Raw genomic sequence first — 13,343 nt, forward strand, 5'->3', positions numbered from 1 at the left:
CGCGCCCAGTGTTTCAGCCGCTTTCTCCCGGCTTGGGGCCCTTCACGAAGCGCAGCGCCAAACGGATCATGCTCGGCACGAAACGCGGGCGCAGCAGGCGCCCATCATAGGCAGACAGCCGCCGGTCGTTCTCCGCCAGGCAGAGACGCGCCAGTTCGGGGAAAGTGATCTCCACGCCCAGTTCCTTGGAGCCGTTGAGCGTGAAATTGTTCTCCTGCGCGCGCGTATTGTCCTTGCCCATGCCCTTGGCCATGTCGATCCGTTCCCAGATCAGGAACGCCCAGACCGCGATCACCTTGAGTTCGAACCACGGCCGTCGCCACAGCGGCATGTTGCGCCGCCACCAGGCCACCCAGTTCACGAAGAACAGGATATGCCGCCCTTCCTCACGCATCACGGGCTCGAAGGTATCGACCAGTTCGGGCGGAAAGAAGCCCGAATCCTTGGCCACCTTGAACAGGCCGAAGCCGAAGAAGCTGTCGATGCATTCCGAATAGCCGGTGCGCATGAAGGCGAATTCGGGATCGGCGGGCCGCACATATGCGGGCTCCGGCACCAGTTCGATGCCGTAGGCCTGCACCATGTCGGACAGCACCAGCTTGTGGCGTGATTCCTCGAAGGCGTTCATTTCCACGGCGGACTTCAGCAACGGATCGTTCACGCCTTCGGCAAAAGTCCGGACGTTCATGCCGGCGCGGCCTTCGGTGGCAACGGCAATATCCCAGATCGGCAGGGAGACGATCTTGTTTCGCGTATCGTCGTCCAGCTTCGGCCAGTCGATCAACGCCGGGCGATAGGGATCGTGCGTATCCAGCAGCGTCCGGCTCATCAGCAGCAAGTGTTCGGGACTGCCATATTTGAGCCGTCCGGTCGGGAGCGGAACCGTCTTGTCGTAGTCGCCCCAGGAACTGGCCAGAGTCATGAGCGCTCTCCTTCAATGAAGTCCGTAAAGCGTCCGAGAACGATGGCATTGCGCGCCACCGCCTGTTTGGCAAGTGAGTCGGTGAGCGCGGCCAACTCTTCGGCGTAGCGGTAGCCGGGCGCCGATCCGGCATAGGGGCCGGTCGCGGGATGCGCGTAGATTTCGCTGAGACCGTCGGGCAAATGCTTCAGCAGGCCCTGGATACGCGATGCGGTCATCGCGCCAGACCAGGCGAGGCCGAAGACCTGATCCGGTGTGGTCAGACTGGCGCGACGCATCAGGCGCTGCACTTGCTGCGCCCAGATCCCCTCCACTCCTGCACGCACGCTGTCGCTTTCGACCGCGCGCAGCACGGCACGCGGTTCGACGGGTGCGCGAACGGTCCGCATGCCGTGCGCCTTGCCCACTTTCACAAGCGTGGCGGCAATCGTGGGGTGCAGATGGAAATGCTTGTGCGCGTTGACATGATCGAGCGGCAGCCCGGTAGCAGCAAAGGCATCGAACTGCGCCTCGACTTCCGCCGCAAGCTGGCGGCGCGCGGCGGGTGAGGCGAAAATCCGCATGGCTGCACGCACCATGTCGGTACGGAACTTGCCCCCGGAATCGACCAGCGCGGGAACGCGGTTCGAGGGCAGCACGGGCCGCCCATCCACCAGCACGACATGCAGGCCGACTCCAAGCGAAGGCAGCCGCTTTGCCCGCTCCACCGCGTCGTCCATGGCCGCGCCGCCGACCATCAGGCTGGCAGCGGTCAGAATGCCGTCCCGATGCGCGCGCTCGACCGCTTCGTTGACTTCCAGCGACGCTCCGAAATCGTCGGCAGTGACGACCAGGCGCTTCACGGTCCGGCTCAGAACCGGCGGGCTGAGATGGGTCTGCGCATCACGCGACCACCTTGCGGCGGCGCAGAAAATCGAAGAATTCAACGCCTTCGCGCAGACGGCGTTTCATCATGTCCCAGTCGCGCACCATTTCCCACACGATCGATCCGATCTTGGACGGGCGGAAGTAGAAGCGCTTGTAGAACTCCTCAACCTTGTCGAAGATCACCGGCGCGGGCAGATGTTCGTAGCTCAATTGCGCGATCTGGTTGCCGCCATCGGTCAGCAGGTGATCGGTGCCGTCGAACCAGCCGTTGTCCATCGCCTGCTTGTAGAGAAACGTGCCCGGATAAGGCGCCGCCAGCGAGACCTGGATCGTGTGCGGATCGATCTCCTTGGCGTAGTTGATCGTCTCCTCGATGGTCTCTTCCGTTTCGCCAGGAAGGCCCAGGATGAAAGTGCCGTGGATCACGATGCCCAGTTCGTGGCAGTCTTTGGTGAATTGCCGCGCGACATCGACGCGCAGGCCCTTCTTGATATTGTGCAGGATCTGCTGGTTGCCGCTTTCATAGCCGACCAGGAGCAGACGCAACCCGTTGGCCTTCAGCACTTCCAGCGTCTTGCGCGGGACGTTGGCCTTGGCATTGCAGCTCCAGCTCATCGGGAAGCCCGGCTTGCCGAAACCCAGCTTGCCCAGCGCGATGGCCAGTTCTTCTACGCGAGGGGCGTTGTCGGTCAGCGTGTCGTCGTCGAAGAATATCTCCTTGGTCTGGGGGATATTCTCCATGACGTATTTCACTTCCTCGATCACATGCGCGATCGAGCGGGTGCGGTAATTGTGCCCGCCCACGGTCTGCGGCCAGAGGCAGAAGGTGCAGCGGCTCTTGCAGCCGCGACCCGTGTAGAAGCTGACGTAAGGGTGCTTCAGATAGCCGCCGAAGTACTTCTCGATCGTCAGGTCGCGCTTGTAGATCGGTGAGACGAATGGCAGCGAGTCCATGTCTTCCAGCACCTTGCGGTCCCGGTTGTGGACGATAGACCCATCGGCATCGCGCCACGAAATCCCGTCTACTTCGCGCAGTGGCATGCCGTTCGCGACATCGACGATCGTGAAGTCGAATTCGTTGCGGCAGACGAAATCGATCGCGGTGCTGGCGGCCAGCGCCTTTTCGCTTTCGACTGCCACCTTGGCTCCGATCATGCCGATCAGCACCTTGGGATTGCGCGCCTTGATAAGTTCGGCCGTGCGCACGTCCTGATTGAAGCTGGGGGTGGAGGTGTGCAGGATCACCAGATCCCGACCGTCCACCTCATGCGCGATATCGTCCCACGACAGATCGTGCGCGGGGGCGTCGATCAGCTTCGAACCCTCTACCATCGCGGCGGGCTGGGCCAGCCAGGTGGGATACCAGAAGGACTTCACCTCGCGCTTCATCTGGTACCGCGCGCCGGCGCCGCCGTCATACCCGTCGAAGGAGGGGGCTTGAAGAAAAAGCGTAGACTTCATGTCCTGGCAATCTCCGAAGAAACCGTGACGCGCCCTTGCCCTACCATATTAAGCGCCGTTCCGCGCCAATCAACAGAGCGGACGAAGAAGCTGGCAAGAAAAATCGCGAAACTCAATATGTCACGCAGCGGCAAGGACCAAAATGGCGCGGAACTGGCGCCCGCGTGACGATCGACCACCCGCTTCGTGCAGAGCCGTACAAGGGCCGTCCCAACCACGGCCACCAGTCCTGCAACGGGGTGAAAGGGCAGCGCTATCAGCGCCAGTGGAAACGGAATGGTGATGAACGATCCGGCATAACCGGCCGGGGCTATGCCGCGCACCGTCGCCGCCCAGCGCAATTCATGCCGCCATACCTCGCGAAACCGGGCATCGGCGAATGCGTGAGTCAGCACCATGGGGGAAACGTCTACAGAAAGGCCGAGCCGCACGATCGCTTGCCCCATGGCGTGATCGTCGGCCAGCACGTCGGCGAAGCGGGCAAATCCGCCGATCGCATCCAGCGTCTCGCGCCTGAGGGCGATGGTCGATCCCATGCAGGGCGCCGCCATGCCACGGGTTTTCGCGACGACGAGGTTGGGCAGGAACTGATAGCTGCTTCCCGCAGCGGCCAGTCGGGACCAGAAGCCGCCATCCCCACGCCCGCGATAGAGGCAGGTGACGGCGCCGGTTCCCGTCTGACGGAGAGCCGGGAGCAGCCGGGACAGATAATCGCCCTCCACCGCCATGTCGCTGTCGCTGAGGACCAGGGTGTCATGTGCCGCATGGCCCATCATGTTCACGAGGTTCGAGATTTTCCCGTTCGGCCCGTGGCGGGTGCCATCCACGACAAGGTCGATGCGGGCCTCCGGAAAGCGGGCCTGAAGCGCCCTGACAGTTTCAATTGCGGGATCGTCGGGCCGCTGCACGCCGCACAGGATCTGTATCCTGCCGTCGTGATCCTGTTCGACGAAGCTCGCGAGGTTTTCCAGAAGGCGCGGTTCCCGGCCATAGAGCGGTTTCAGGATCGTAACCGCCTCGCTTCCCGGCTCTGGTGCTTCCCCAGCCCGCAAGAACCGGTCCAGCGCGAACGCCGCAGCCGCCAAATAGGCCGCGCCGATCACGGCCATCAGCAGCAGGATCCATCCGACAGCGGACATCACGATGGTCAGAACCGTCATTCGCTTCCTTCGCCAGCCGAGCACGGCATGATGAAAACATTCGGAAACTCAAAGAAGATACTTGCCAGTTCGCTTCACGGGAATAGGAATAGCATAGTCTGTCGGCAACCATTCGGATGTTCGGCCGGAAAATGTCTGAATCCAATCGATTGACCCTCGTTACCGGCGTTTCAGGCTTCGTTGGCTCGGCAGTGGCCCGGGCGCTCTCCAGCCGTGGATTCCGGCTGCGCGGCCTTGCCCGTGCCCAGAGTTCCCGCGTGAACCTCGCAGGCTTTCCCGGTGAACTGGTCGAAGGCGATCTGCGCGACGCTGCGGCCATGGAGCGCGCGATGCAGGGCGTCGACACGCTGTTCCACGTCGCGGCAGACTACCGGCTTTGGGCGCCCGATCCAGAGCAGATCGTTCGCAACAATCTGTCCGGCACGCAAAGCGTCATGCAGGCGGCGCTGAAGGCCGCGGTGCCTCGGATCGTCTACACCAGCAGCGTCGCCACGCTCAAACCTTCGGACAGCGGTGCGGTGGACGAATGGGCCGTGGCAGCCCCCTCCGAAGCGATCGGCGCCTACAAGCGCAGCAAAGTGGTGGCCGAGCGGCTGGTGGAACGGATGGTGGCCGAACAGGGCCTCCCCGCCGTGATCGTCCAGCCATCGACCCCCATCGGCCCGCGCGATGTCCGTCCCACGCCTACCGGCAGGATCATCGTCGAAGCCGCGCTGGGGAGGATGCCTGCCTATATCGATTCCGGCCTCAACCTTGCCCATGTCGACGATGTGGCCGAAGGGCATGTTCTCGCGCTTGAGAAAGGCAAGATCGGCGAACGCTATATCCTTGGCGGGCAGGACGTGATGCTGGGCGACATTCTGGCCGAAATCGCGATCCGTCTCGGACGAAAGCCGCCCCGGGTGCGTCTGCCGCGCGCACCGCTGATGCCGCTGGCCTGGGCTAACGAGTGCGTCGCGCGGCTGTCCGGCGGCAGCGAACCGTTCCTCACGATGGATTCGCTGCGCATGGGACGGCACCGGATGTTCTTCAGCTCGGCCAAGGCCGAGCGCGAGTTGGGCTATTCCGCGCGGCCTTGGCAGCAGGCGATCGGCGACGCCATGGACTGGTTCCGGCAGGCGGAGATGATCCGATGATCGCCCCCGATCCGGCAACAGGTCTGGGCATCGCTGTGCTGGCGATATGGCTGGGCCTGCTGCTGGGCCGTGATGGCTTCTGGATGACGCGGGAGCGGGACGACAGGCACTTGCCGCCTCCACCCTCGCAGTGGCCCGACGTGACGGCAGTTGTGCCCGCCCGCGACGAGGCAGATGTCATTGCCCGCTCCCTCCGCAGCCTCATCGCGCAGGACTATCCCGGGCGTTTCCGCATCCTGCTGGTCGACGATTCCAGCAGTGACGGAACCGGCGCCGTGGCCCGCGCACTGGGATCGGATCGGGTCGAGGTGCTGACCGGCAAACCGCTGGCGCAGGGGTGGACCGGCAAGCTCTGGGCCTTGCAGCAGGGCATCGAAAAGGCTGGAACCGCGCCTGTCTGGCTCTGGCTCACCGATGCAGACATTGCCCATGCACCGGACACCTTGCGCACGCTGGTGACGCGGGGCGAGGCGAATCGCCTGTCATTGGTCAGCCTGATGGCCCGGCTGCGCTGCGAGACCTTTGCCGAACGGATGCTGGTGCCTGCCTTCGTGTTCTTTTTTCAGATGCTCTATCCGTTCGGTCAGGTGAACCGGCCGGGAAAGCTGGGCGCGGCGGCGGGCGGCTGCATGCTCGTGCGGCGCACGGCGTTGGAGCAGGCGGGCGGCATCGGCGCGATCCGGGGCGCGCTGATCGACGATTGCACGCTGGGCACGCTGCTCAAACGGCAAGGGCCGGTCTGGCTGGGCCTGACCGACCATTCCGTCAGCATCCGCCCCTATGAGGATTTTGCTTCGGTCGCCGCGATGATCTCGCGCTCGGCCTATGCCCAGCTGCGCTATTCGCCGTGGCTGCTGGGCGCTACGCTGGCGGGATTGCTGCTGGTATACGGCGTACCGCCCCTGCTCACCCTGTTCGGGCACGGGCTGGCGGACTGGCTGGGACTGGCAGCGTGGATGGCCATGGCCTTGTCTTTTCAGCCGGTGCTGCGCTTCTATCGTCGCAGCCCGCTTTTGGGACTCGCCTTGCCAGCAATCGCCGCCTTCTATGCGGGATGCACCTTGCTCTCGGCCTGGCAACATGCACGTGGGCGGGGAGGCATGTGGAAGGGCCGGGCGCAAGCTGGAGCGAAAAGCTGATGGATGCGGCCATTCAGGCATCGGGCACGTTGTCGTCCGGCAAGGACCATCGCGGCGAAAATTTCCCCGTCGCCAGCCTACTGGTCAAGGCGGAGTATCGCCCGCCGATCATGGCCTTCTACCGCTTCGCCCGGGCTGCGGACGACATCGCAGACCACCCTTCCGCCGCGCCGGAGGAAAAGCTGGCCCTGCTCGCCCGCATGCGCACCGGGCTGGACGGCGACGGCGCACCGGAAGCCATGGCATTGCGCGAGGCCATGGCAGCGCGGAGACTCAATCCGATCCACGCGCACGACCTGCTGGATGCCTTCGTCCGCGACGTCAGTGTAACGCGCTATGCCGATTGGGACGATCTGATCGGCTATTGCCGCTATTCGGCAATGCCGGTCGGGCGGTTCGTGCTCGACGTGCATGGCGAGGACAGGCAGCTCTGGCCCAAGAACGATGCGCTGTGCGCGGCATTGCAGATCGTCAACCACCTTCAGGACTGCGGCAAGGATTATCGTATGCTCAACCGAGTCTATATTCCGCTCGACACTGGACTGGACGTGGCTGAACTGGGCGCGAACAAGGCCGGTCAAAGCCTGCGCGCCATCATCGCCGATCTGGCCCGCAGGACGCGCGGCTTGCTCGATCAATCGGCGGACTTTGCAGCGCACGTCCGCGACCGGCGACTGACAGCAGAAGTGGCGGTGATCCACCGGCTCGCCCGCAGCCTGACATACCGGCTGGAAGCCCGCGATCCGCTGAGCGAGCGCGTGCATCACGGTAAAGTGGAAGCGCTGTTCCTGGCCGCCGGGGCCGCCCTTCCCGCTCTGCTGCGGCGGCCCGCATGAGCGAGGCGGCCATGGCAAGCAGCGCCTCGCGCAGTTCCTTCTACGCGGGCATGCGCGTGCTGCCCAAAGTCGAACGGAGCGCCATTTTTGCAGTCTACGACTTCTGCCGTATCGTCGACGACATTGCCGACGACCAGCACGGCGACCGCGTTTCGCGAGCACGCCAGCTGGATCAGTGGCGCCGCGATATCGACGCGCTCTATGCCGGGCGCGATGCCGGGCAGGCCAATTTCCTGGCCTCTGGCGTGAAGCGCTTCGACCTTGATCGCCGCGACTTCGAAGCGGTGATCGACGGCATGGCGATGGACGTGGAGCGCGACATTTGCTGGCCAAGCGAAGCGGAGCTGGATCTCTATTGCGACCGCGTCGCCTCCGCCGTGGGGCGGCTGTCCGTGCGCATTTTCGGCATGGAGCGGGAACCGGGCCTCGCCTTGGCTCACCACCTTGGAAGGGCCTTACAGCTGACCAATATCCTGCGCGACATAGACGAGGATGCCGCCATCGGCCGCGTCTATATTCCGGCCGAGGCGCTGGCGGCAGCGGGGATCGTGCCGACCTCACCGCAACAGGTCGCAGCCGATCCGCGCATGGATCCGGCCGGCCGCTGGCTGGCGGCCCATGCCCAGCGGCATTTCGACGAGGCGGGGCGGCTGCTCGCCTCTCGGCCGCGCGGCCTGCTGCTTGCGCCCCGACTAATGGAGAGCGCCTATGCACGGCTGCTCAGGCAGATGCTTATGGCGGGCTGGGCGCCGCCGCGAACACGCGTGCGCACCAACAAGGTCCGACTGATCCTGACCGTGGCGCGGCTGTTGGTGACGGGGTGAAGGCTGGGCGGGCGATTGTTGTTGGGGCCGGTCTCGCGGGCCTTTCCGCCGCCGTTCGGCTGACCGAAGCGGGCGTGACCGTGCGCGTGATCGAAGCCGCTGCGCAGGCCGGGGGTCGCTGCCGCTCCTATCACGATCCGCAGATCGGCCTGACGATCGACAACGGCAATCATCTGGTGCTGGCCGGAAACGATGCAGTGCGCCGCTTTCGAGAAAGGGTGGGCGCCAACGAGCCACTGTCCGGGCCCGATCATGCGGATTTTCCCTTCGTGGACCTCACCCGTGACGAACGCTGGACGGTTCGCATCAATGACGGTGCCGTGCCGTGGTGGGTTCTCTCCCGCAACCGACGCGTGCCGGGTACCGAATTGAAGGACTATCTCGCTCTCGGCAAACTGCTTTCCAGGCGGGGTGAAGAAACCGTCAGCGACCGGATCCACGCCACCGGCACGCTGTGGTCCCGATTGCTCGATCCGGTACTGCTGGCCATTCTCAATACGCCTGCCGCGAAGGGATCGGCAAAGCTGACGGCCGCCGTCATGCGGGAATCGCTGCTGCGAGGCGGACGAGCGAGCCTGCCGCACATTGCCCATCCCAGTCTGGCCGCCGCTTTCATCGATCCGGCGCTGGGCTGGCTCGCTTCGCAAGGCGCGTCGGTGACGCTGGGTCGCCGTCTCAGGGGTATCGCGGTGGACGGTGACCGGGTCGCGACGCTGGACTGGGGGCAAGGCCCGGAAGCCGTGCAAGAGTATGAAGCGATAGTGCTTGCCGTGCCGCCCACCGTCGCGGCGACACTCCTGCCGGGACTGACCGTGCCCGACGCCTTCCACGCTATCGTCAACGCACATTTCGCCATGGCACCGCCAGCCGACGCTCCGCCGATGCTCGGCGTGTTGGGCGGCACGGCGCAGTGGCTCTTTGCCTTTCCGGATCGCATTTCCGTCACGGTTTCGGCCGCCGACGGTCTGGTGGACATGGAGCGCGACGCCTTGGCCCGGCGGTTCTGGGACGAGATCCAGTCTGCCTATCGCTTTTCAGCGCCAATGCCGCGCTGGCAGATCGTGAAGGAAAAGCGCGCGACCTTTTCCGCCACGCCTGAGCAGGATGCCCGCCGTCCCGGCGCCCGAACGGCCTTACGCAACCTGTTCCTCGCAGGTGACTGGACGCAGACCAGGCTGCCCGCCACGATAGAAGGCGCCATCCGCTCCGGCGAAACGGCGGCGCGGATGGTCATCGAACGGGTCGGAGCATAGGAGACCTCCATGGCGACGCTTTCCGCATCCCATCCGTCGCTGGTCGATATCGATGCGGCGGTCGATCGCGCCGCGGCTGCCCTCGCCAAAGCGCAGAGGCCGGACGGGCATTGGGTGTTCGAACTGGAGGCGGACTGCACGATTCCGGCCGAATACGTGCTGCTGCGTCATTATCTGGGCGAGCCCGTCGATAACCTGCTGGAAGCGAAGATCGCGCGCTATCTGCGCCGCATCCAGTCCGGCGATGATCATGGTTGGGGCCTGTTCCATGCCGGCCCCTTCGACGTCAGCGCCAGCATCAAGGCCTATTATGCGCTCAAGATGATCGGGGACGATGTAGACGCCCCGCACATGGCCCGCGCCCGTGCTGCGATACTGGCGGCGGGCGGGGCGGAAGCGGCCAATGTCTTCACCCGCATCCAGCTCGCGCTGTTCGACGCCGGGCCGTGGTCCGCAGTGCCGACGCTGCCGCCCGAACTGATCCTGCTGCCGCGCTGGTTTCCGATCCACTTGTCCAAGATGTCCTATTGGGCACGGACGGTGGTCGTCCCGCTACTGGTGCTCTGCACGCGAAAGCCGGCCGCGCGGAATGCCAAGGGCATCAAGGTCGACGAACTCTACACCGGCAAGGCCGCCTCGCGGCAGACGCAGGCCGCCGATCCCAAATGGCTCTGGACGACGGGCTTCAATACGCTGGACCGATTGCTGAAGCTGGGCGATGGACTCTGGCCGCGAAAGCTACGGCAGCGCGCCATCGACACCTGCGTTGCATGGGTGAGCGAGCGCCTCAATGGCGAGGATGGTCTGGGCGCCATCTATCCGGCTATGGCCAACAGCGTGATGATGTTCGATCTGCTGGGCTACGCTGAAGATCACCCGCATCGCGCTATCGCCCGCAAGTCCGTAGAAAACTTGCTCGTGATCGGTGAGGAGGAGGCCTATTGCCAGCCCTGTGTCTCTCCGGTGTGGGACACCGCCCTTGCCTGCCATGCGATGATGGAGGCGGGCGGGGACGCGAACGCGGCGCGGGCGGAAGCCGCGCTCGACTGGCTGAAACCACGCCAGATACTTGATGTCGCCGGTGACTGGGCGGAAGAACGTCCCGGCGTGCGTCCCGGCGGCTGGGCTTTCCAGTACAATAATGACCACTACCCCGATCTGGATGACACGGCCGTCGTGGTCATGGCCATGGACCGCGCACAAGTCGCGGATCGCATGCCGATCGACCGGGGCGTCGAATGGACGGTTGGACTTCAGTCGAAAAACGGCGGCTGGGGCGCTTTCGACGCCGACAACGCTTACGACTATCTCAACAACCTGCCCTTTGCCGACCACGGCGCGCTGCTCGACCCGCCGACCGCCGACGTATCGGCGCGCTGCGTATCGATGCTGGCACAGTTGGGCGAGCCATTGGACAGCCCGCGCATGGCCGCCGCGCTGGACTATCTGCGCCGGGAACAGGAACCGGAGGGCGGCTGGTTCGGCCGCTGGGGCGTCAATCATATCTACGGCACATGGTCGGTGCTCTGCGCCCTGAATGCGGCAGGGCTAAACGCCGCCGATCCAGCGGTGGACGGGGCGGCGCGTTGGCTCAAACGGATCCAGAACGCGGACGGCGGTTGGGGAGAGAGTTGCGACAGCTATGCGCTGGACCGCAAGGGGCACGTCCCGGCTCCGTCCACCGCCTCGCAAACGGCCTGGGCCATGCTGGGTCTGATGGCCGCAGGCGACGTGGACAGCGACGCTGTCGAACGCGGGGCGGCATGGCTGATGGACAATCAGGATGCGGACGGCCTCTGGGGGCAGGAACACTATACCGGCGGCGGCTTTCCGCGCGTGTTCTACCTCCGCTATCACGGCTATCCCAAGTATTTCCCGCTCTGGGCGATGGCCCGCTACCGCAATCTCAAGCGCTCCAACGCGCGCCGCGTCACGGCCGGAATGTGACGCTGCTGATCGCCTGCGGACTGAAGCGTGAGGCGCGCCTTTTCGACCGGCCCGGCCGCAATGTGTTCGTGGTGGCAGGCGGGGGCGACTCGGTGCGATTGGAGCGGGAACTGGACAATCTTGCCGAAACCCATCCCGGCATCGTCCTCTCCTGCGGCATTGCGGGCGCGCTGTCTCGGGCATTGCGGTCGGGCGATCTGATCGTCGATGGGGACAGCACGCTGGTCGATCGCTTGCGGCAAGACTTGCCCCACGCGATTACCGGCGCGATCTGCGGCAGCGACACGATTGTGGCGACCGCAGCCGATAAGCGGGATCTGGCCCGGCAAAGCGGCGCCATTGCTGCCGACATGGAAAGCCATATCGCCCGAAGGGTCGCTATGCGCAGGCAACTGCCCTTCGCGGCGATCCGCGTGGTTGCCGATTGTGCCGAGGATGACCTGCCGCCCGCAGCGTTAGTCGGGATGCGTCCCGATGGCGGTCTGGCGCTGGGTGCGGTGCTGAGTTCGCTTGCGCGACGCCCCGGCCAGCTACCGGCGCTTCTTCATACCGGGCGGCAGACCGATCAGGCGCTACGCCGCCTGTCGGACGCTTTTGACACGCTTATCCGTGCGGGGTTCGATCGTCTCGATCTGGCGTAAGGCGACTCAGCCCCTGCCCGCGACGTGTTTCGCCGCAGTGGGATCGGCGGCGTTGATCTTCGCCAGTTCCCGTTCGAGGTGGGACGAATAGACCTGTTCCGCCGGCCTCTGGTGCGAAAGGTCGATATCGGGCGCCATCTCCCCCTCCGTGCGGACACCCTTGCGCGCAAGCGACAGCATCTTGAGCGGATGGCGGATCGCATCGGTGGCGGCGGTTCCTTCAAAACCGCAATGGGTCATGCAATTGGCGCATTTCTCGTACTTGCCGACGCCATATTGCTCCCAATCGGTGCCTTCCATCAGCTCCCGGAAGCTGCCGACATAGCCTTCGCCCACCAGATAGCAGGGCTTTTGCCAACCGAAGACCGTGCGCAGCGGCATCGACCAGGGCGTGCATTCGTACGTCTGGTTACCCGCCAGAAAATCGAGGAACAGCGGCGAGTTGGTGAAAGTCCAGGCCTTCCCGCCCTGCCCCCGGCTGAAGACATTGCGGAAGAACTTTTTGGTGCGTTCGCGGTTGAGGAAGTGTTCCTGATCCGCCGCTCGTTCATAGGCATAGCCAGGCGAAACGGTGATTTCGACGCCAAGGGTCTCCATCTGGTCGAAAAAGGCCGCGAGCCGCGCGGGATCCGCGCCTTCGAACACCGTGCAGTTCACCTGCACGCGAAATCCCTTGGATTTCGCGAGATGAATGGCCTCAATCGCAACGTCGTAAGTGCCGTCCAGATCGACGGCTTCGTCGTGCATCTGCCTGTCGCCGTCGAGATGGATCGACCATGTGAAGAACGGCGAAGGCCGATAATCGTCGATCTTCTTCTTGAGCAACAGGGCGTTGGTGCACAGGATCACCAGCTTCTTGCGTGCAATGAAGCCTTCCACAATACGCGGCATGTCCCGATGGAGCAGCGGTTCGCCGCCCGCGATGGACACTGCAGGCGCGCCGCATTCCTCGATCGCCTCCATGCACTGATCGTAGCTGAGGCGCTGATTGAGAATGGCGTCGGGATAGTCGATCTTGCCGCAACCGGGGCAGGCGAGGTTGCAGCGAAGCAGCGGTTCCAGCATCAGCACCAGCGGATATTTCCCGCCCCGGATGTGCCGGCTGAGCGTATAGGCGCCGATGCGCGCCACCTGAGACAAGGGCAGGCCCATGAAAG

Annotated in this window: 12 protein-coding genes; 7 read left to right on the forward strand and 5 right to left on the reverse strand. The window is 64.5% G+C overall.

Features of this window, described 5'->3' with window-relative positions:
- Nucleotides 1-13: 13 nt before the first annotated feature.
- The 4 genes from AC1VVK_RS23390 to hpnI are packed head-to-tail and all read right to left on the reverse strand — an operon-like array spanning nt 14 to nt 4,359.
- Nucleotides 14-922 carry a ferritin-like domain-containing protein gene (locus AC1VVK_RS23390; RefSeq protein WP_482905564.1) on the reverse strand — a complete coding sequence of 303 codons (909 nt, stop codon included), beginning with the start codon at nt 920-922 and terminating at the stop codon, nt 14-16.
- Entirely contained in the window at nt 919-1,764 is an 846-nt protein-coding gene (gene hpnK / locus AC1VVK_RS23395) for a hopanoid biosynthesis-associated protein HpnK (protein ID WP_482905565.1), read from the reverse strand. Before hpnK ends, AC1VVK_RS23390 begins: the two co-directional genes overlap by 4 nt.
- Before the next feature lie 40 nt (nt 1,765-1,804).
- On the reverse strand, nt 1,805-3,250 hold the full coding sequence (gene hpnJ / locus AC1VVK_RS23400) for a hopanoid biosynthesis associated radical SAM protein HpnJ (protein ID WP_482905566.1): 1,446 nt from the start codon (nt 3,248-3,250) through the stop codon (nt 1,805-1,807).
- Nucleotides 3,247-4,359 (reverse strand): bacteriohopanetetrol glucosamine biosynthesis glycosyltransferase HpnI, encoded by a 1,113-nt coding sequence (gene hpnI, locus AC1VVK_RS23405; protein WP_482905567.1) that lies wholly within the window; start codon nt 4,357-4,359, stop codon nt 3,247-3,249. The genes hpnJ and hpnI overlap by 4 nt, the downstream gene beginning before the upstream one ends.
- Before the next feature lie 167 nt (nt 4,360-4,526).
- Here hpnI and hpnA point away from each other — a divergent pair, with 167 nt between their 5' ends.
- Genes hpnA through AC1VVK_RS23440 form a run of 7 tightly spaced genes read left to right on the forward strand, consistent with a single transcriptional unit; the run spans nt 4,527 to nt 12,186 of the window.
- Nucleotides 4,527-5,546: a hopanoid-associated sugar epimerase gene (gene hpnA, locus AC1VVK_RS23410; protein WP_482905568.1), complete on the forward strand. Its 1,020-nt coding sequence runs from the start codon at nt 4,527-4,529 to the stop codon at nt 5,544-5,546.
- Entirely contained in the window at nt 5,543-6,685 is a 1,143-nt protein-coding gene (locus AC1VVK_RS23415) for a glycosyltransferase (protein WP_482905569.1), read from the forward strand. Before hpnA ends, AC1VVK_RS23415 begins: the two co-directional genes overlap by 4 nt.
- A complete protein-coding gene (hpnC, locus tag AC1VVK_RS23420; protein ID WP_482905570.1) occupies nt 6,685-7,521 on the forward strand; it encodes a squalene synthase HpnC in 837 nt (278 codons plus the stop codon). Before AC1VVK_RS23415 ends, hpnC begins: the two co-directional genes overlap by 1 nt.
- Complete coding sequence (gene hpnD / locus AC1VVK_RS23425; RefSeq protein WP_482905571.1) at nt 7,518-8,345, forward strand: presqualene diphosphate synthase HpnD; 828 nt, start codon at nt 7,518-7,520, stop codon at nt 8,343-8,345. The genes hpnC and hpnD overlap by 4 nt, the downstream gene beginning before the upstream one ends.
- A complete protein-coding gene (gene hpnE / locus AC1VVK_RS23430) occupies nt 8,342-9,598 on the forward strand; it encodes a hydroxysqualene dehydroxylase HpnE (protein WP_482905572.1) in 1,257 nt (418 codons plus the stop codon). Before hpnD ends, hpnE begins: the two co-directional genes overlap by 4 nt.
- A 9-nt stretch (nt 9,599-9,607) precedes the next feature.
- On the forward strand, nt 9,608-11,545 hold the full coding sequence (gene shc / locus AC1VVK_RS23435; protein ID WP_482905573.1) for a squalene--hopene cyclase: 1,938 nt from the start codon (nt 9,608-9,610) through the stop codon (nt 11,543-11,545).
- A complete protein-coding gene (locus tag AC1VVK_RS23440; protein ID WP_482905574.1) occupies nt 11,542-12,186 on the forward strand; it encodes a phosphorylase family protein in 645 nt (214 codons plus the stop codon). Before shc ends, AC1VVK_RS23440 begins: the two co-directional genes overlap by 4 nt.
- Nucleotides 12,187-12,192: 6 nt before the next feature.
- Here the strand turns inward: AC1VVK_RS23440 and hpnH are convergent, their stop codons facing one another.
- Nucleotides 12,193-13,338: an adenosyl-hopene transferase HpnH gene (hpnH, locus tag AC1VVK_RS23445; protein ID WP_482905575.1), complete on the reverse strand. Its 1,146-nt coding sequence runs from the start codon at nt 13,336-13,338 to the stop codon at nt 12,193-12,195.
- Between the last annotated feature and the right edge of the window lie 5 nt (nt 13,339-13,343).

Source organism: Novosphingobium sp. BL-S-32, assembly GCF_056857055.1.